Annotated in this window: 16 protein-coding genes; 14 read left to right on the plus strand and 2 right to left on the minus strand. The window is 53.4% G+C overall.

The window, feature by feature from the left end:
- The first annotated feature begins 13 nt into the window (after nt 1-13).
- From MHM37_RS10235 to MHM37_RS10280, 10 genes are all read left to right on the plus strand, one after another.
- The gene (locus MHM37_RS10235; protein WP_239296570.1) at nt 14-2,146 is read left to right on the plus strand and encodes a heparinase II/III family protein; all 2,133 of its coding nucleotides are present in this window, start codon (nt 14-16) and stop codon (nt 2,144-2,146) included.
- Nucleotides 2,137-2,628 carry a hypothetical protein gene (locus MHM37_RS10240; protein ID WP_239296571.1) on the plus strand — a complete coding sequence of 164 codons (492 nt, stop codon included), beginning with the start codon at nt 2,137-2,139 and terminating at the stop codon, nt 2,626-2,628. The genes MHM37_RS10235 and MHM37_RS10240 overlap by 10 nt, the downstream gene beginning before the upstream one ends.
- 36 nt (nt 2,629-2,664) lie before the next feature.
- Nucleotides 2,665-4,506, plus strand: coding sequence for a glutamine--fructose-6-phosphate transaminase (isomerizing) (gene glmS, locus MHM37_RS10245; RefSeq protein ID WP_239296572.1), 1,842 nt, complete (start codon nt 2,665-2,667; stop codon nt 4,504-4,506).
- A 473-nt stretch (nt 4,507-4,979) separates the two neighbouring features.
- Nucleotides 4,980-5,225, plus strand: coding sequence for a hypothetical protein (locus MHM37_RS10250; RefSeq protein WP_239296573.1), 246 nt, complete (start codon nt 4,980-4,982; stop codon nt 5,223-5,225).
- A gap of 28 nt (nt 5,226-5,253) precedes the next feature.
- Nucleotides 5,254-6,720 carry a glycosyltransferase family A protein gene (locus tag MHM37_RS10255; RefSeq protein ID WP_239296574.1) on the plus strand — a complete coding sequence of 489 codons (1,467 nt, stop codon included), beginning with the start codon at nt 5,254-5,256 and terminating at the stop codon, nt 6,718-6,720.
- A gap of 45 nt (nt 6,721-6,765) precedes the next feature.
- The gene (gene glmM / locus MHM37_RS10260) at nt 6,766-8,103 is read left to right on the plus strand and encodes a phosphoglucosamine mutase (RefSeq protein ID WP_239296575.1); all 1,338 of its coding nucleotides are present in this window, start codon (nt 6,766-6,768) and stop codon (nt 8,101-8,103) included.
- A gap of 83 nt (nt 8,104-8,186) precedes the next feature.
- On the plus strand, nt 8,187-9,170 hold the full coding sequence (locus MHM37_RS10265) for a hypothetical protein (RefSeq protein WP_239296576.1): 984 nt from the start codon (nt 8,187-8,189) through the stop codon (nt 9,168-9,170).
- On the plus strand, nt 9,170-9,685 hold the full coding sequence (locus MHM37_RS10270; RefSeq protein WP_239296577.1) for an NUDIX hydrolase: 516 nt from the start codon (nt 9,170-9,172) through the stop codon (nt 9,683-9,685). The genes MHM37_RS10265 and MHM37_RS10270 overlap by 1 nt, the downstream gene beginning before the upstream one ends.
- A 104-nt stretch (nt 9,686-9,789) precedes the next feature.
- Complete coding sequence (gene pgm / locus MHM37_RS10275) at nt 9,790-11,382, plus strand: phosphoglucomutase (alpha-D-glucose-1,6-bisphosphate-dependent) (RefSeq protein ID WP_239296579.1); 1,593 nt, start codon at nt 9,790-9,792, stop codon at nt 11,380-11,382.
- Between the two features lie 558 nt (nt 11,383-11,940).
- Nucleotides 11,941-12,795 carry a UTP--glucose-1-phosphate uridylyltransferase gene (locus MHM37_RS10280; protein ID WP_343218248.1) on the plus strand — a complete coding sequence of 285 codons (855 nt, stop codon included), beginning with the start codon at nt 11,941-11,943 and terminating at the stop codon, nt 12,793-12,795.
- Between the two features lie 74 nt (nt 12,796-12,869).
- Here the strand turns inward: MHM37_RS10280 and MHM37_RS10285 are convergent, their stop codons facing one another.
- Nucleotides 12,870-14,597: an SLC13 family permease gene (locus MHM37_RS10285; protein WP_239296583.1), complete on the minus strand. Its 1,728-nt coding sequence runs from the start codon at nt 14,595-14,597 to the stop codon at nt 12,870-12,872.
- A 138-nt stretch (nt 14,598-14,735) separates the two neighbouring features.
- Between MHM37_RS10285 and MHM37_RS10290 the strand changes: the two genes are divergently transcribed.
- The 4 genes from MHM37_RS10290 to cysQ all read left to right on the plus strand — a co-directional run bounded on the left by MHM37_RS10290 (nt 14,736) and on the right by cysQ (nt 19,279).
- Nucleotides 14,736-15,503: a helix-turn-helix domain-containing protein gene (locus tag MHM37_RS10290; protein ID WP_239296585.1), complete on the plus strand. Its 768-nt coding sequence runs from the start codon at nt 14,736-14,738 to the stop codon at nt 15,501-15,503.
- A gap of 82 nt (nt 15,504-15,585) precedes the next feature.
- A complete protein-coding gene (gene cysD, locus MHM37_RS10295) occupies nt 15,586-16,488 on the plus strand; it encodes a sulfate adenylyltransferase subunit CysD (RefSeq protein WP_054641454.1) in 903 nt (300 codons plus the stop codon).
- Entirely contained in the window at nt 16,488-18,392 is a 1,905-nt protein-coding gene (cysN, locus tag MHM37_RS10300; protein ID WP_239296587.1) for a sulfate adenylyltransferase subunit CysN, read from the plus strand. Before cysD ends, cysN begins: the two co-directional genes overlap by 1 nt.
- 116 nt (nt 18,393-18,508) lie before the next feature.
- Complete coding sequence (gene cysQ / locus MHM37_RS10305) at nt 18,509-19,279, plus strand: 3'(2'),5'-bisphosphate nucleotidase CysQ (protein WP_239296589.1); 771 nt, start codon at nt 18,509-18,511, stop codon at nt 19,277-19,279.
- Between the two features lie 237 nt (nt 19,280-19,516).
- On the opposite strand, the gene MHM37_RS10310 is transcribed toward cysQ, so the two are convergent.
- Complete coding sequence (locus MHM37_RS10310) at nt 19,517-20,026, minus strand: transposase (protein ID WP_239296591.1); 510 nt, start codon at nt 20,024-20,026, stop codon at nt 19,517-19,519.
- Nucleotides 20,027-20,054: the final 28 nt, after the last annotated feature.

Raw genomic sequence — 20,054 nt, forward strand, 5'->3', positions numbered from 1 at the left:
AGAGGCACTTGTTTTGCAAAAGTCAATAGCAATTACAGATGATTTTTTACGATCAATCTCTCCTTATTTTTCTGTGAAAATTAATGATAGTTCTTATAAAAAAAATCTGTCTTTAGTTAAACAAGGCCTTTTGTTTGGTCATTCTAAAAATAAAATTGATAATTTAATAGTAAAAAATAAAGGTGACTGGATTGCTTTAAATTCGGAAAAGCCCTCAGTACAGTGGCATTTTCATACGATTGGTCGTGGTTGTGGGATATTGTTAGCAAAAATTAGAAGCTTTCCTGAAGCTAAAGATATTCTTTTCTCAGTTGTCCAGTTATGGTTGGAAGCAAATGATCATTCAAGTGGTTTTATAGGTTCCGAACAAGCCTGGGCAGGACATACGGTTGCTCTAAGACTAGATTTTTTAATTGCTTTATATTTATCACTTGATGGAGAGCAAAGTTCTTTTTTATTGACTACAATTAATGAGCATATTGCTTTTTTAGAAAAAGATGAAAACTATGATGGTAATTGGAATCATGGGCTTGATCAAAGTATAGCCCTGCTGAAGGCGTCTTTTATACTTGATAAAAAAACTGGCTTTCAAATTGCTGTAAATAGAATATTAGATAATTTTAAAGAAAGTTTTGATAAAGATGGGGTCAATAATGAACAAGCAGTCATGTATCACAATTATAATATTGAACGTTACTCTTATGCTCAAAAGCTTTTTGAATTATTTGGTGTTGAGGCCCCTTTGTTTCATGAAGTTTTGAATAAAGCTAAGATTTTCTTGCTTCATGCAATTGATCCTAACGGATATTATTCGCTTTTAGGTGATACAATATATTCAAAACCTCTCTTCGAACACAACTCTAAAGAAATTGATGCTTTATTAAGCCAGGCGAGCAAAGAAGATGTTAGTGATACAATAACCTCCTCAAAAAAAGCAATTTACAATGCTGGATATGCTTTTGGTCGTTCATCTTGGAATAACAGAGATAATCCTTCATATTATACATTGAGATTTGGTCCGGCCAGAATTATTCATGGTCATAATGATCATACTAGTATTACCTATTTCTCAAATGGCCATAGCGTTTTTTCTGATGGAGGCTTTAATGGGTATGGCGATGATGAGTATAGATCCTATTTCAGAAATCCAAGTGCACATAATGTTGTTTATTCTCCTGATGATGAGAAGTTTAATTGGGCAGGAGAAACAGTATTAACGTCTTATTCGCACAATGAGCATTTTGATGCTTATGCTTTAGTTGATAAACCTTATTCAAATGTTAATAGAGCTCGTTTGGTTTTTTTTGATTTGAGACATGATTTGTTTGTTGTCTTTGATATAATTAATTCAAAACAAGAAATGCTGTTTTCACAAAGCTGGAATTTATCTCCAGGTTCCCGCATTATAAGTTGTATCAATAACAACGTTTTGTTAGAGGTAGGAGGTTTCAAATATAATCTCCTCCTCGACTCTGCAGCTAAAGTAGAGTGCTTTAAAGCATTTAAGAGTTTCGAAAGCTTAAAAACAAATATAGTTGGTGGTTTCCTTGGTTTAGGTCATAACCATACTGAGGAAAGTTTTTGTATTAGAGCGTCTCAAAAGGGGCAGTCAATAGATTGGCTTACAGTTTTTTCTCCTGATAAATATGATGTCAAAAAAGTTGCGCACAACTTTTATCTGATAGATGGTAAGTTCGGTTTTCAATGTGCTTCAGAAAGTGAGTATATCTATTTTAGAAAATGGGTATTTGATGCCGATGTTGGTTATCGCGCGTTAATGGCTGATGTGTCTTATAAAGATAAATACTCAACTCACGATCTGTCTTTTGAGCTGATAAGTTCTACCGTAGAGAAAAAGTTTTTCAGCATAGACTTATCTTGCTGTGTTCAAGATTTTTCTTCGAGTTTTGCTTTTGTAGATATTGATATCCAGATTCTTGATGGAAATGCTCCAACCTATTATTACTTGTCTGGATTAGACGGTAAGCAAAGGCCTAATACCGGAGCTTTCTTAGATTTGTCTCATGAGAAAGCTGTTCTAAAACTGCCAGTGTCAGGTGTTTCAAAGTTTAAAGTTCGTTTTATTGTAAAGGAAGCTTATACTGTTGAGAGCTTTAAAATTTCTAAGGAGGATATATGTCTATAAATGATGACTCTCTAATGACAAGCTCTTCAGTTTATTATAATGAGCTTGAGTTTTTGGTCAATTCAGTTAGTGACGGTTTAAAGAAAGAGCTTAGAAGTATTCTTTTTAAAGAAATTGATAAAAGCAACTCGATTATTAATTTGAAGCTGGAAAAGATACTCAGGAAAATTAGCACTGAGTCTGGTGAGGGAGTTGAAAGCGTTGGAGTTTTTGACGGTGCTTCATTTTGGTTCTTAAAAGATAATAAACCTCATAAGCATTTGAATGTGCCTTTTTCTAGTTTTAATAGTAATATTGTAAGTATTTTGATCTCCAAAGTTGAAGATTTGCAATGTGAGAATACTTACTTGAAAAAATTGGTTTATGAACTTGAGATGAAGGTAGTGGAAAATGAAACCCCATCTGCAGATTTAAAAAAATATAGTCAAATGGGTTCAAATGCCATCGATATGAAGTTTGATTTTTCTATCCATAAAAGCTGACTATTTTATATTCTATAATTTTTATTAGGTGAGCACATGTGCGGCATTGTTGGCGCGATTAGCGCAAAGGAAAGCACCGATTTTCTACTCGCAGGGCTATCCACCCTGGAGTATCGCGGCTACGATTCGGCAGGCTTGGCGGTACTCAATAATGGGTTGCAGCGCGCCCGTGCCAAAGGGCGTGTGGCGGAGCTAGCCAGCAAAGTGGCGGAAGCAGGTATTAACGGGCATGTGGGCATCGCTCACACACGCTGGGCTACTCATGGCGTTCCCGCCGAGCGCAATGCTCACCCGCACATCTCCTCTGGCTTGGCGGTGGTGCATAACGGCATCATCGAAAACTACGAGTCTCTCCGTGAGCAGCTTCAAGGCCTGGGGTATGTGTTCACATCGGATACCGACACAGAAACCATTGCCCACCTGATTCAAGCCTGTTTTAAGGGCCAAATTGGTGAACCTGCCGAAAACCTATTTTCTGCCGTGCAGTGTGCCGTTGCCCACCTGAAGGGGGCGTTTGCGTTAGCCGTCATTAGTGAGGAAGAGCCGGATTGCTTAGTGGTTGCCCGTGAAGGCTCTCCGCTGATGCTGGGCGTTGCAGAAGATGGCTACTATGCCGCGTCCGATGCCTCTGCGCTGCTCTCTGTTACCAAGCGGATGATGTACCTGGAAAACGGCGATGTAGCCCGTTTGAGCCGCGATGCGGTGGTCGTGGTTGATGGTATTGGCCAGATGGTTGAACGCGCCATTGTCACGTCTAGTTTGAACGCCAACGCGGTCGAGCTTGGCGATTACAGCCACTACATGCAGAAGGAAATCTTCGAGCAGCCCCAGGCGCTTAGCAACACGCTGGAAATGATTAGCGGGGCAGGGCAGTTGCAGCCCGGCATTTTTGGTGCGGAAGCCGCTGAGATCTTCCAGCAGGTAAATTCGGTACTGATTCTAGCGTGTGGTACCTCTAGCTACGCAGGCATGACGGCGAAGTACTGGATTGAGCAAGTGGCGGGCATTCCTTGCAACGTAGAAATTGCCAGCGAGTACCGCTATCGCCATAGCGTGCCTAACCCAAAGCAGTTGGTCGTGGTGATTTCTCAGTCCGGTGAAACCGCGGATACCCTGGCGGCGCTGCACCATGCAAAGGCGCAGGGTCATATCTTCACCCTGGCGATCTGTAACGTTCCGGAATCTGCCATTGTGCGTGAAACCGCGCTGCGCTTTATCACCCGCGCAGGCCCGGAAATTGGTGTGGCCTCTACCAAAGCGTTTACCACTCAGCTTAGTGCACTGTTCTTACTCACGCTGCTGCTTGCCAAGGCGAACCAGCACTTGAGTGATGACGCTGAAAAAGCATATTTAGACGAGCTTCGTCACTTGCCCATTGCCGTGGATAAAGTGCTGGCGTTAGAGCCCAGCATTGAGGCGTGGTCACAGCATTTTGCCAATAAGCACCATGCGCTGTTTTTGGGTCGTGGTCGGCATTACCCCATTGCTTTGGAAGGCGCGCTGAAGCTCAAAGAGATCTCTTACATTCATGCGGAAGCCTACCCAGCAGGTGAGCTGAAGCATGGCCCGCTGGCTCTGGTCGATTCCGACATGCCGGTAGTGGTGGTAGCGCCCAACGATGAAATGTTGGAAAAGCTGAAAGCCAACATGCAGGAAGTGAGTGCCCGTGGCGGCCAGCTTTATGTGTTTGCCGATGGTGGCAGTGAGGTGACGTCGTCTGAGGGTGTGAACGTACTGTTGATGCCTGAGCACTACGGGTTGCTTTCACCGGTGTTGCACGTGGTGGCGCTTCAGTTGCTTTCTTACCATGTGGCGTTGGTGAAAGGCACCGATGTTGATAAGCCGCGTAATTTGGCGAAGAGTGTCACGGTGGAGTGAGGCGGTTTGGTGGGCTGCACCGGGGCGGCTAAGCGCCGCCTATGTGCCGGGCCGCCGCTGCGTGTTCATTGTATGCACCTGTAGCGCGTGATAAGCGGAGCGCACCTGCGAAGCACTCTGATAGGAGTACCAATGATGGCACCGAGGTTTGATGATTCACGGTGGTTTCATCCAGGCGGCTATCCGCCGCCCCCGCGGGTGCCTCTTTCGCTCGTTGCTCTCGCTCTTTCGTTACGCCGCGCTACGGGGTCAGTGCATGCACCTGTAGCGCGCGGTAAGCGGAGCGCACCCGCAAAGCAATGCGTTGGCGGCGCCATTGGGGCGCGGAAGCTGACTTCTGATAAGATGATCAAGAAGGGGCCTTCAGGCCCTTTTTTGTAGGTGGGTGTTCAGGAGTGAACCGCCTGTGGCATTGAGGTTGCCGCATAGACGTGCAGGAAGCGATAAAAAAATAATGCCTGAGTGGGGATGCCATGTCAGATGCACAGGAAACAATCGCAACACTGGAGGCGCGTTTACAAGCGCTGGTGGAACACTATGCGGTAGAGCGTGGTGAAATGGCTGAGCAGCTGAGCCAATTGCTGGAAGAAAATGACCGCTTAAAGCGTCAGGTGAAGCAGTTGGAACACTCTGCGGGTGTACCGTTGGGGCAGTCGCAGGAATCTAACGGCCATGCGCTCACCTTTGATTTTTCATTACCTGATCAGCCCGTAAGCTAGTCAGGTAGGTAGTAATGCAGGAGTAAGGATGCAGGTGTTTAAGGCAGGAAAAGCACGGCTGCGCCAGTGGGTGGGGCAGCACGCGCTGGCCTTGGCGGCGGGTGGTTCATCATTCGCACAATCAGCGGCGGGGGTGTGGTCTTACTATCGCTTGGGAATGTACCAAACAGTGGTGAACCAGCCTGCCTTCCCAGATAACGTGAATGCTCAGTTCGCTAGAGCGGCCTCGTTAACGGCACTGGGAGAAGCACAGCAAGCCGAGGCAGTGGCGCGTTCACTGTTGAAAAGTGGCCAATTAGGCGCCCGTGTGCCTGCGTTCATTCAAGCCATCGCTGCCTTTTCGCCCCCCTTGGCGGAGCGGCTCTGCCATGAAGCGGTGCTACCTGCTTCGTCTTTTCTACCCGTAGGCTTAGCCATGCGGTTGGGGGATTATCCCTTAGCCAAGCAGAGGCTACAGGCTTACCAGCAGGCGGCTAAAAAAACCAATCCTGAAGCGCTACTGGTGGAAAGTAACCTCACCGCCACCACGGCGCTTCAACAGTGCGACTTCATCAATCAGTTTTTGGCCCGCCATGGGCTTTCCGCTGTTAGGCCCGTTGATGAGCACGCCCCGTTGGGCGTCATGAATCTTGCAGCGGTGGATAAGCCCTCCCACGGAGATGATGAAAGCGCGCCTGCAAGCCAAGGGCCGTTGGTCAGTGTACTGATGACGACGTACTGCTCGGGAGAGCGTGCCGTTCGTGCAATTGATTCGTTATTGGCTCAGCAGTACCGTCACCTCGAGGTCATCGTGGTGGATGACGCTAGCCCTGATAACACCTTTGAGCAGCTCTTGGAGTGCGCTAAAAAAGATGCGCGGGTTCGGTGTTATCAGTTGCCGAAAAACGCGGGCACGTACGTTGCTAAAACCTACGGTTACCAGCAGGCGCATGGTGAGTTCATTACCTGCCATGATTCCGATGACTGGTCGCACCCTGAAAAAATTAGCCGCCAACTGGCTCCCATGCTGAAACATCCATCCATCATGGCGACCACGTCTCAGTGGGTTCGCTTAAGTGATGAAGGGACGTTTTTTGTACGCCAGGCAGCACCGTTTACGCGCTTGAACCCGTCTTCGCCACTGTTTCGTCGTGCGGTGATCGAGCGCATGGGCAGTTGGGACTTGGTGCGTACCGGGGCAGACAGTGAGTTCTTGGCACGCATGAAGCTGTATTTTGGTAAGAGTGCCGTAAAACGCTTGATTGAACCGCTTGCGTTTGGCGCGCACCGAGACGATTCATTGATGACCGCTAAAGATACCGGGCATCAAGAAAATGCGGTTTCCCCAGCACGGCTGGCCTACTGGGAAAGCTGGAGCGAGTGGCACCTTCAACGGTTACGCAACGGTGAGCCACTCTGCTTGGCACCGATAAGCGGTCAGCGCGCGTTTCCGGCACCCGATGCCATTGCGGTGCCTGAGGCGGATATCAACACATTGCTAGGTGACGCGCGTTAAGGCGCTCGCCAGCCATTAACATAATACGTTTGGTGGGTTTGGAGAATGCGAAAGTATTTTGGTACCGATGGGGTTCGCGGGTTAGTAGGGGAGTTCCCCATGACCCCCGATTTTGCCATGAAGCTGGGCTGGGCCGCTGGGCAGGTGCTGGGCGCAGAAGGCATTAAAGAGGTCATCATCGGTAAAGATACCCGTGCCAGTGGCTATATGCTGGAGTCGGCGTTAGAGGCGGGCTTTTCAGCGGCAGGCGTGAACGTGGCGTTGGTTGGGCCGTTGCCTACTCCGGCGGTGTCGTATTTAACCTCCACCTTCCGTGCGGATGCCGGGGTGGTGATCAGTGCCTCGCATAACCCGTTTCACGATAACGGCATCAAGATTTTTGGTCAGGGTGGTTTTAAACTGACTGATGTACAAGAGCAAGAGATCGAACGTTTGCTGCACACCGCCATCGAAGGCGGCATGACGTGTGTGAGTTCGGAGCTGTTGGGTAAAGCCCGCCGAGTGGACGATGCCGCTGGGCGTTATATCGAATACTGCAAAGCGAACCTGCCCGGCCACTTGAGCTTGAGCGGCCTGAAGGTGGTGGTAGATAGCGCCAACGGCGCTGCCTATAAAGTGGCCCCGGCCGTGTACCGCGAGCTGGGGGCCACCGTGGTGAGTATTCACGACCAGCCCAACGGTGTGAACATCAACGCGGGCTGCGGTGCCACGGCGATGGAAAGCCTACGGGCGGCCGTGCTGCAGCATGACGCCGACCTGGGAATTGCGCTGGATGGCGATGCCGACCGCCTGATGATGGTGGATCACACCGGTGCGGTGGTAGATGGCGATGAGCTGCTGTTCCTGCTGGCGAAAGATGCCAAAGCATCGGGTTATACCGGCGGCGTCGTGGGGACGCAAATGAGCAACCTGGGCCTGGAGCAAGCGCTAGCAGCCATGGATGTGCCCTTTAAGCGTGCCAAAGTAGGCGACCGCTACGTAATGGAGCAACTCAAGGCTACCGGCTGGCGCTTGGGCGGCGAGGGTTCCGGCCACTTATTGAGCCTAGACCACGCCTCTACAGGCGATGCCATCATTGCCTCACTGCGCGTACTCACCTGCTTATTGCAGCAAGAGGCAACGCTGTTTGTGGCGAAGCAGGGCATGCACAAGCTACCGCAAACGTTGATTAACGTTCGCTACACTGCCGTAGAAGGCATCGACCCGCTAGAAAGCGAGCAGGTGAAAGCGGCGGTCGCCAACGTAGAAATGGAGCTTGGTGATAGTGGCCGTGTGCTGTTGCGTAAATCAGGCACCGAGCCGCTGATTCGTGTGATGGTTGAGGCAGTGGATGCCGAGCAGGCGACGTCTTGCGCAGAGAAAATCGCCGCATCGCTGGCGTAATCCGGCCGTGACTATGTACAAAAGCCAGCCAGCCTTTCGGCTGGCTTTTTTGTGGCACTTTTTTGTGGCTAGGTAACAGGTCAATGATTCTAAAAGAGAAGCTGTTTCTGGCTAATTGCGATTCTGTGCGCCAGTTAAGCCCAGATGAAGTGCGCGCTCGTTTTATGGCGGGCGTGCTGTTTGCTGATGGCGTGGTGCTTTCGCCTAATTTACTGATCGATAACCCGGCGATTATTTCGTTACTGGTATCCCAGCATGTTCAGCGTTGGTTCAAGCGCGATGAGCATAATGAGAGCAAGCTGATGATTCGCGGCTTCGGCCTGGAGAATGGCTTTTCCCTGGTCGACTATTTTGAACACTTAGATACCAACTATGTGGTGTCTCAGCTGGGCGGCGTGCGTAAGGGGGAGCTGACGGCTGCGCAGGCTAGCCAGCTCAAAAAGCAGTTAGAAACAGCCAGCGACATTTTAACTTGCTATCAGCCCTCTATCGTGTCGCTTGAGAAGAAACCCGGGGCATTGAGCGAGCAAATACGCTTGCGGTTAGCAGGGGCTGCTACTTCCAGTACTGAGGTTGCTGTAGAGGCGGAACAGCAGCGCAGCGTTCACCAACAAACACTGGCGCTGGTCGAGCAAAGCGGCAAGCCGCTGGGGTCGCGTTCTGATTGGTATTCGGCGCTGGGCACGCTGGAAATACCCGCTCTTCAGCGTGACCAGTTCCGCTTGGAAGTCGTAGATGCAAGTTATAACGGCCTGTTCGTGGGGGAAGGGGAGGCGTTCGTGATGGATCGCATCCAGGTGCTTTCTCGTTTGCCGCTGTGGCTGTTGGATACGGGAATTTCGATAGGTAGCCGACGGGAAGAGTTGGCCACGCTAAAAGCAGGCTATGATCTGTTTAGCTTTATCTCTACCTTGGGCAGCGAAGAGCTGGCGAGCATTCTGGCCGACAAAGCTTTGGAGTACGCGGAAGAGAAAGCCAAGGCGCACGGGGTTTCCTGGTGTGAGCGGCGCAACTGGTTTGGCCTTTACCCTAAGCTAACGCGCTTTATGGGCGTGGAGTTGAAATAGTGCCTACCCACTCCTCAGATGAGCATATCGAGTATCAGAACCCTTGGTTTCGCGTGGTGCGAGAGGGTGCCTATCACTATGTCGATGAGCCGGGGGCGCAGGCTGGGGCGGCGGTGCTGCCGCTGGTGGGTGACACGGTGTGGCTGCTAGAGATGCGCAGACCCGCCCAACAGGGGGCAGTCACGTGGGAAATTCCGCGTGGCTACGGGGAAGCTCACGAAACCTCGCAGCAGTGCGCGCTGCGAGAACTGCGTGAGGAAACGGGGCTACTCGCAGCGCCAGCACAGCTTACCTGGCTGGGAAAAGTACGCCCTAATACGGCCATACTGACTTCCTGTATCGATATTTATTTGGCGAAATTGCCTTCTAATCACCCACTACATAGGCGGGATCGAGAAGCAGAGCGCATTGTTAAAATACCCATAAAGGCTTTGCCAAGTGAGTTAGCGCAGGGCAAGTTAGAAGATAGTTTTACACTGGCAGCGTTGAGTTTTTATTGGGCAACTTTACGCTAAGGGTATGCTAGCCTTGGCGTTTTGCTTATTACTATCATCGTCATATTTATAGTGTGCGCGGCGGGAGTCGCAGTGCGTGTGGCGAATTTAGCAAGGAGATGCACATGGAAGCCATCGTAGCGGCATTTTTTGATCAGACACCCGATGCCAGCATTGCGAGCGAGCGGGTGGCCTTCGGCACGTCAGGCCACCGAGGCCGAGCTACCGAGCGCACGTTTAACGAAGCGCACATTATCGCCATTACCCAAGCAGTGGTGGATTACCGCCAAGCGGAAGATTACCAAGGGCCGCTGTTTTTAGGTGTGGACACCCATGCGCTTTCACGCCCCGCCTGGGAGTGTGCACTGCGGGTGCTGGCAGCCAATAACGTGCCGGTGATGGTGGAAAAAGGCCACGGTTACACGGCAACCCCGTTGGTCAGCCATGCGATTTTGCAGCACAACGCGCAGCAGCGCCATGCCATGCCTGCGGCGAAAGCCGATGGTTTGATCATCACCCCTAGCCATAACCCGCCGGAAGATGGCGGTATCAAGTACAACCCTTATCACGGTGGCCCTGCCGATACCGAAGCGACGCAGTGGATCGAGCTGCGTGCCAATGCGTACCTGCTGCGTCAGTTAAGTGACATTACGTTGGTATCGTTGGAAGAGGCGTTAGCCCACGCCCAGGAGTATGACTACACCGCACATTACGTGGCCCATTTAGGCAGCGTGGTGGACATGGCCGCCATCCAGAACGCCAACCTAAGGCTGGGCGCAGACCCAATGGGCGGCACGGCGCTGCCCGTGTGGCAGGCGGTTGGTGAGCATTTTGGCCTGCACCTGGACGTCGTGAACACTACCATTGATGCCAGCTTCGGGTTCATGCCCCCCGATCACGACGGCAAGATCCGCATGGATTGCTCTAGTGCGGATGCCATGGCGAACCTGCTCAAGATCAAAGAATGCTTCGATATCGCTTTTGGCAACGACCCGGACGCCGACCGCCACGGCATTGTCGATGCCAACGGGTTGATGAACCCGAACCACTTCCTGGCGGTCTGCGTGGATTACCTGATCAGCCATCGCCCCCAATGGCGCGATTCGCTGAAAATCGGTAAAACGCTGGTCTCTTCTTCGATGATCGACCGCGTCGTGGCTTCTCACAACCGTGAGCTGTTTGAAGTGCCGGTCGGTTTCAAGTGGTTCGTGGATGGCTTGCACGAAGGCTGGTTAGCCTTTGGGGGTGAAGAGAGCGCTGGCGCAAGCCTGCTCACCCAAGCAGGCGAGGCGTGGTCCACCGATAAAGACGGCATCGTGCTGTGTTTGCTGGCTGCTGAGATTATGGCCGTTACTGGCAAAACGCCCAGTGAGTATTATAAAACTCTCACCGAGCGCTTTGGCGAGCCGTTCTATAAACGGGTCGATACCGCCTGCAGCGCAGAAGAGAAAGCCGCGTTCAAAAAACTCACCGCCGATAGCATCACCGACACCACGTTGGCAGGCGACCCCATCACCGCCGTTTTGGTCAAAGCACCGGGTAACCAAGCCGCCATCGGTGGTTTGAAAGTCACCACCGAAAACGGTTGGTTCGCCGCCCGCCCCAGCGGCACGGAATCGCTCTACAAAGTGTACGCAGAAAGCTTCAAAGGGCCGCAGCATCTCGACGAGCTGATTGAAAGTGCCACCTCGCTGTTATCTGGCGTGTTGAAAGGGTAAGTCATTCACGTAGCGTGCGGTAAACGGAGCGCACCCGCGACGCACTTCGTCAGGAGTGCCGATTTTGGTACTGAGGTGTGATCCTTCACGGTGGCCTTATCCAGGCGGCTATCGCCGCTTTCGCGGGTGCCTCCTTCGCTCGTTGCTCTCGCTCTTTCGTTACGCCGCGCTACGGGGCGGTGCAGATACTCGTAGCGCGTGGTAAGCGATAGCGCACCCGCGAAGCACTCCGCTAGGAGTTCCGATGCAGGCACCGAGGTTTGATGATTCACCGTGGCATCATCCAGGCGGCATCGCCGCCTTCGCGGGTGCCTCTTTCGCTCGTTGCTCTCGCTCTTTCGTTACGCCGCGCTACGGGGCGGTGCAGATACTCGTAGCGCGTGGTAAGCGTTAGTGCACCCGCGAAGCACTCCGCTAGGAGTGCCGAAGGTGGTACTAGGCTCGCTCCGGTAGAGGCGTTCCTGCTATATTGTTCGGCATGTCTATTGCATATCGTTTGGCGTGGTTCGATGTTTATGACTTCTCGTGGAAGGCACGCTCAATAAAAGGACGTTAATGATGACTCAAGTACGCAAAGCGATCATTCCGGTGGCTGGATTCGGTACCCGCCTGCTGCCGATCAGCAAGGCGATTCCTAAAGAGATGGTGCCGGTGGTGGATCGCCCCCTTATCCAGCACGTGGTGGAAGAAGCGCTGGCGGCGGGTATCAACGAAATCATTTTGGTCACGCGTGCCGGAAAATCGGCCATTGAAGACCACTTCGATGCGCATTTTGAACTCGAACACTCGCTGGCCAGCAAGGGTAAAAATGCGCTGTTGGAAACGCTCTCGGCCATTTCCCCTAAAAAGCTGAAAGTGACTAGCGTTCGTCAGCCCAATGCGAAAGGACTGGGGCACGCCATTTACTGCGCTTCTCACTTGTTAGACAAAGACGAGCCCTTTGCGGTGATTCTGCCGGACGTACTGGTCAAACCCCAGGTAGGCAGCAACGCGTGTGACTTGGGCAGCATGGTCGAGCGCTGGGAAGCTTCGGATGCGTCGCAGATCATGGTAGAAGCGGTGCCGCAAGAAGACGTTTACCGTTACGGCATTGTCGACTGCGATGAGCCAGCAGCGGGGGAGAGCGCCACCATGCGTGGCGTGGTGGAAAAGCCCAAGCCGGAAGACGCGCCGTCGCGTCTTTCTGTCATTGGCCGCTATGTGCTGCCGTACCGCATTATGGAGCTGCTGCGCGATCAGCCGCCGGGTGCGGGTAATGAAATCCAGCTAACCGATGCCATCGACCGCTTGATGCAAGAAGGTCAAACCGTGCAGGCGTTCCGCATGCATGGCCGCACTTTCGATTGCGGACACATCGAAGGCTGGCTGCAAGCCAACACTATGCTCGCCCGGGAAGCGGGCTACGACGTATAACGGCATCCCCAAGCATCACAAAAGCCGCTCAGCTCTCGCTGCAGCGGCTTTTTTTATAAGAATCCAGGCACCACTCAAAACGGAAAGACGAGCGGCGTCATTAGCAGCACTGCTGCTGAGTAGGTGAGGCTAACGGGCAAACCGATCTTGAAGAAGTCGGTGATTTTGTAGCGCCCAGGTGAATACACCATCAAATGTGTTTGATAACCAAACGGTATCAAGAAACAGGCACTAGCACCGTACGCCACGGCCATGACGAAAGGCAGTGGGTCGGCCCCAAACGCGTGTGCCGTGCTCCAGGCAATGGGAAAGGCTAGCGCAGCAGCGGCGTTGTTGGTGACCGTTTCCGTGAGGACTAACGTCAATAAGTAGCAGCCGATAAAGGCGGCATAAATGCCATAACCGCTGAATACGGCCTGCATGCCATCGGCGAGCAATGCCGCCGCGCCGGAGTTTTCCAGTGCCTGTGCAATGGCCAGGGCAGAGCCAATAATGAGCCATAGCTCGAAAGGAAAACGCCTGCGCAGTTCGGCCATGCTGATCACTTTCAGCAGTAATAGTGCGCCGAGCAAAATCAGTAAACCGTGAAATAGCGGCAGCCAGTTAGCCGCTGCCAAAGAAATGACGGTCGCAAAACCACCTAGGGTGATCAGGCTCTCTTTGCGGTTGAGTTGTGGGCGCGTAAAGCTGCCGCTTAGCAAATGGAAGTTGCGATCTAGGTTGCGGTGCTGACGAAAATCGGCGCTGACGGCCAATAGTAAACAATCGCCTACCCGTAGGGGGATTTTACCTAATTGCCCCTCTAAGCGTTTGTCTCCTCGACGAATGCCCACCACACCTGCGCTAAACATGCTGCGAAAATCGACGTCTTGTAGTGTCTTACCCGCTAACTCCGACTCATGCGAGATCACCACCTCGACCAGATTAGTGGCGAGCAGGTTGTCGGCTTGATGCCCAAACAGGTTGAGACCGGGAAAGCGCTGCAGTGCCTGTACTTTGCTCACTTCGCCGGTGAACACCAGCGTGTCGTCAGCCTGTAGCTGTTCATCGGGAGCCACGGGGCTGATCAGCCTCCCTTGACGCTCTATCTCCAGTAGGTAAAGGCCATCCAGGCTGCGTAACCCGTTCTGCTCGATGCTTTTGCCAATCATGGGGGATTCGGCTTCCACATCGGCGGCCAAAAAATACGAAAGCTTTTCTTCCGTGTCCTCTGGGCGGTGGTGGGGGAGCGCGTTAGCACGCCATAGCAGAACGGCCAGGGTGATCAAGGCAACTGGGATGCCCACCAGGCTAAACTGAAACATGCCAAGCTCGCTGCCGCTGGCGTTCAGGTTGAAAGAGTTCACCACGAGGTTCGTTGAAGTGCCTACCAGCGTCGTAATGCCGCCAAGGATCGATGCGTAGGAAAGTGGGATCAGTAGGCGTGAAGGGGCAATGCCTTGCTGGCGCGTAATGGCCCCTAGAAAGGCGGCAACGACGGCGGTGTTGTTCAAAAAAGCTGATAGTACGGCAGTACTGCCCATCAGCCGCGCCGTCGCCAATTTTGGGTGGCCCTTGAGTAAGTGCTGAGACAGCCAGTCAAGCAGCGGCGAGCGCTCCAGCGCCAGCGATACCAGCAAGAGCAGCAGCAGCGTAGCCAGTGCTGGATTGGTGTACTGTACGAGTAGTGTGCTCGTATCGATGAATCCCACCAGCAGGTAACCAGCCGCCAGTGACACAAACGCGATGGCAGGTTTGACCTTTCCGCTAATCAATAAAACTAATAATAAGGTAATGGATAATAGTACGGCCCAGGGGGTCATGTGGATTCCTTAGCAATCGTGAAGCCAACCGCGTGCTTGCTGGATTTTACGCAGGCTTTTATGATGGTGTCTAATCATTGCCATGATTCGCGATAAGTTTTCTTTTTTTTACTTTAAAACATAAGGTTATGGCATTAATTGAGCGCTAAACATTTGTCGCCTGAAGCTCTTAATGAGCAGCGTAAAAAAGCGGTCCGGCTACGTTTGGATGGCCATACGGTAGCGGTGGTCAGCCAACGTACGGGGTTGTCTGCGCCTACGGTGTCGGCGGCGTGGAAGGCCTTTCGCGAAGGGGGATGGGCTGCCGTACCCGTGAAGCCGCGTGGGCGGACGAAGGGGCAGGGCAATACGTTGGGCGCTGCCGCGCAGACCGTACTTTGGGAGGCGCTTTATGGTGCACCACCTCAAGGTATGCCGGGCTGGAGTAGCGCCGCGCTAGCCGACTTGGTGAATGCGCGTTTAGGGCTAAAGCTCACCCAGCGTGCCATCGAGCACTGGTGGGAAACCGAAGGGTTGCAGCATGACCCCTGGGAGCTGAATGCGCTAGCCAAAAAGCGCACCCGTGCAGGGCGGTGGTTCGAGAAAACGGTCGCCCCGACGTTCTCTCTCTACCCGGGCGCCGAGCAGCGCTGGCAGGGCGGCGTACGACGTGTGGCGCATGCGCAGCGGGCGCTCTATCAAGTGTACCTGCACGGGGCACGCGGAAAGCTCTACATGCGCTGTTACGAGCGTCCGCCGGCCGCGTTCGATTATCAGGCGGTATGGGCATCGCTGCCTCGGCCTGCCGCCGTGGTATTTCACGGCGCGCTGTTCTCGGCGAGCCAAACGCTCACCGAGTGGCTCGACCGCCAAACGACGTTAACGGTCGTGGCGGTACCGGCAGATATCGGTTTGGAACACCGCTAAGGCTTTTTATCCATAGGTTTTTAAGGCAGTGCCGCGAGCGGCCACTTGAAAACGGTTTTTTCACACAACGTTGGGAAAGATGATGACATCACTCACCCATTTACAGCGGCTGGAAGCGGAAAGCATCCAGATCATGCGCGAAGTGGTCGCCGAGACCGAAAACCCGGTGATGCTCTACTCCGTCGGTAAGGATTCAGCGGTGATGCTGCATCTGGCGCGTAAGGCCTTTGCCCCCTCGCCGCCTCCTTTCCCGCTGCTGCACGTCGATACCCGCTGGAAATTCCAAGCGATGTACGAATTCCGCGACAAGATGGCCGAAGAGATCGGCATGGAATTGATCGTGCATATCAATCCGGAAGGGGTGGAGAAAGACATCAACCCCTTCACTCACGGTTCGGCCATTCATACCGATGTGATGAAAACCGAAGGCTTGAAGCAAGCACTGGACAAGTATGGCTTCGATGCGGCATTTGGCGGGGCACGGCGCGATGAAGAGAAGTCCCGTGCCAAAGAACGCGTGTTCTCTTTTCGCACCGCACAGCACCGCTGGGATCCGAAAAATCAGCGGCCGGAACTGTGGAAGCTTTACAACACGCGCAAGCACCCTAAAGAGTCCATTCGCGTCTTCCCGCTTTCGAACTGGACCGAGCTGGATATTTGGCAGTACATCCACCTGCAGAACATTCCCATCGTTCCGCTTTATTACGCTGCCGAGCGTCCGGTGGTGGAGCGTGATGGCGCGCTGATCATGGTCGATGATGACCGCATGCCGTTGGAACCGGGTGAAGTGCCCATGATGCGCAAGGTACGTTTCCGTACCTTAGGCTGCTACCCGCTGACCGGTGCCGTGGAGTCGGAAGCCGACACGCTACCCGCGATCATTCAAGAGATGCTGTTGACCAAAACATCCGAGCGCCAGGGCCGTGTGATCGACCATGACAGCGCGGCGTCCATGGAGAAGAAGAAGCAAGAGGGGTACTTCTAATGTCGCACTCATCCGATCTGATTGCTGAAGATATCGAGGGCTACCTGAAGTCCCACGAGCATAAAGGTTTGTTGCGCTTCATCACTTGTGGAAGCGTGGACGATGGCAAAAGTACCCTGATTGGCCGTTTGTTGTTCGAATCCAAGCTGCTGTTCGAAGACCAGCTGGCTGCCATCGAAGCCGATTCCAAGAAGTACGGAACGCAAGGCGGTGAGATGGATTTCGCGCTGCTGGTAGATGGCTTGGCCGCCGAGCGCGAACAGGGTATTACCATCGATGTGGCGTACCGCTTCTTCTCCACCGAGAAACGCAAATTCATCGTCGCGGATACGCCAGGGCACGAGCAGTACACCCGCAACATGGTGACCGGGGCGTCTACGGCCGATGCGGCGATTCTGATGGTGGATGCTCGCCACGGCATTCTGACCCAAACCCGCCGTCATAGCTTTTTGATGTCGCTGATGGGCATGCGCCACATCATTGTGGCTATCAATAAGATGGACTTGGTGGATTACTCGAAAGCGCGTTACGACCAAATCGTCGAGGAGTACCGCGCGTTCGCCAAGCAGTTGGGGCTCGAAAACATTACCTTCATTCCGATGTCGGCATTGAAGGGCGATAACGTCATCGAGCACAGCGCGAAGATGCCGTGGTATCACGGCACCACGCTGATGGGCTACCTGGAGACCGTCGAAGTAGATGACGAGCGCCTGCAGCGTTCACCGTTCCGAATGCCCGTGCAGTGGGTCAACCGCCCGAATCTCGATTTCCGGGGCTTTACCGGTATGATCGCAAGCGGCATCGTTCGCCCTGGTGATCCTATTCGTGTTCAGCCCTCGGGTAAAACCAGCACCGTCTCGCGCATCTATACATTCGATGGCGATTTGGAGGAAGCGGTCGCCGGGCAGTCCATCACGCTGCTGCTCGATGACGAGATCGATATTTCCCGTGGGGACATCATTTCTGGCGTCGACCAGCCGGCACACACGGCCGACCAGTTCGAAACCACGCTGGTATGGATGCATGAGGCGCCGCTGCTGCCGGGCCGTCCTTACTTGATGAAACTGGGTACGCAAACGGTCACCGCTACCGTGACCGATATCAAGTATCAGGTAAACGTCAATACGCTTGAGCACACGGCGGGTAAGCAGCTGGACTTGAATGGGATTGGCGTGTGTACGATTAGCTTGAACCGCGCCGTCGCGTTCGATGCGTATAAAGAGAACCAGGGTACCGGTGGCTTCATCCTCATCGACCGTATGACGAACAATACGGTCGGCGCTGGCATGCTGCACTTTGCGCTGCGCCGTAGCCAGAACATCCATATGCAGCATGTGGATATCGACAAGCAAGCACGCGCCCTAGCCAAAGGGCAAAAGCCTGCTGTGCTTTGGTTCACGGGTTTGTCTGGCGCGGGTAAGTCGACCATTGCCAACTTGGTGGAGAAAAAGCTATTTGGTAACGGCCAGCATACTTACTTGTTGGATGGCGACAACGTCCGCCACGGCTTGAACCGTGACCTGGGGTTCACCGATGCTGACCGGGTCGAGAACGTGCGCCGGGTGGCGGAAACCGCCAAGCTGATGGTCGATGCGGGCCTGATCGTTATGTCGGCCTTCATTTCACCGTTTCGCAGCGAGCGGCAGTTGGCCCGCGATTTGTTGGAAGAGGGTGAATTCATCGAGATTTATGTGGATGCACCGTTGGACGTGGTGGAAGCGCGTGATCCAAAAGGCCTCTACAAAAAGGCGCGCCGAGGTGAGTTGAAAAACTTTACCGGCATCGATTCCGCTTATGAAGCGCCTCAAGCACCGGACGTTCACCTGAAAACGGCCGAGATGAACGCTGAAGAAGCTGCCGATGCGGTGATCGAGGCGCTACGTGAGCGCGGCTTGATCAGCTAACGACACGCAGTTGACGTCGCGATAGGGGGAGTCAGTCTCTGTCGTCACACCGCCAACGACTTAGCATCTTTGGGTTGTTGGCGGTTTTTTAATGTCGAATGTAAAGGATGGATACGATGATCGATCAAACATTGCTGGAGGCAGTAGAGCGCATCGCACGCGAGGCGGGCGATGCCATCATGAAAATTTATGCTCGTGACTTCAGCGTCGAAGAAAAAGAGGACAAAAGCCCTCTGACCGAGGCGGATCAAGCGGCTCATCACGTTATCGTGCGTGGCCTTCAGTCGCTGCCGGTTCGACTACCGGTTCTCTCCGAAGAGGACATGGAAGGGTTTGCGGGCGTGGATGCCGACGGACGCTATTGGCTAGTCGACCCCTTGGATGGCACCAAAGAGTTCATCAAGCGTAACGGAGAGTTCACCGTCAATATTGCGCTGATCGAAAACGGTGTGCCCGTGCTCGGCGTGGTGACTGCCCCGGCGCTAGGGACGGCTTATGTGGCGGCTGAAGGCGTAGGTGCGTTTAAGGTTGAGAAAGACGGCCAACGTCATGCCATCCAAGTGGCTGGACAGCCTGCTGAAGGTTCAACTTGGCGCGTTGTAGGCAGTCGCTCTCACCCCAGCCCAGATTTAGCGGCTTGGCTGGATAAATTAGGCGAACACGAAATGCTTCCCATGGGTAGCTCACTCAAGCTTTGCCTGATTGCCGAAGGCAAAGCCGATGCGTACCCACGCTTAGGCCCCACCTGCCTTTGGGACACTGGCGCCGCTCATGCGGTTGTACGCTATGCAGGCGGACGCGTCGATACCTTGGAAGGCGAGCCGCTCAGTTACGCTAATCCTGCTGAGACCTTGAACCCCTCCTTTGTTGTATGGGGATATTCGTAGCGCGGCGCAAGCGGAGCGCACCCGCGAAGCACTCCGGTAGGAGTGCCGATTTTGGTACTGAGATGTGATCATTCACGGTGTCTTCATCCAGGCGGCTATCGCCGCCTTCGCGGGTGCCTCTTTCGCTCGTTACTCTCGCTCTTTCGTTACGCCGCGCTACGGGGCGGGGCATACATTCGTAGCGCGTGATAAGCGATAGCGCACTCGCGAAGCACTCCGGTAGGAGGGCCAGGTATTCTACTCCCAGTCCATATCGGCGACGTCCGGGATGTCTTGCGTGCCCCAGTCTGGCTCGTACCATCCCTTCTTGACGCATCGGTTGAAGCTGGACCACTGCCATTCGCGAGGGGCGTTGGCCCAGCCGTGCTTCACTGGGTTGTAATGGATGTAATCCATGTGGCGCTGCCAATCGTTCTCATCGCGGATGACGTGCTCCCAAAATCCACGCTGCCAAGCATGTTGACTACCGAGGGGAAGCAAGAATTCTTGAGAGGCATATTTTTTGACGTCTCTCCATCGGGAAGCGTAATCCGCATCGCCTTCGGGGAGGGTCCAGAGACAGTGCAGGTGGTCGGGTAGAAGAACGAACGCATCCATGAGAAAGGGACGTTCGTCGCGCACTCGACGAAAAGCTCGACCGAGGGCGTCTATGTTCAAGCGATCCGATAACAGCGGTTGGCGGCCATACGTCACCACGGTGAAAAAGTAGGTGCCGCCGGGTAGGTGAGCGCGTCGGTAGGTGGCCATGGCTGCTTCCTTGCAGTGATGAATACCC

Source organism: Halomonas sp. MMH1-48, assembly GCF_022348105.1.
GTDB lineage: Bacteria > Pseudomonadota > Gammaproteobacteria > Pseudomonadales > Halomonadaceae > Vreelandella > Vreelandella piezotolerans.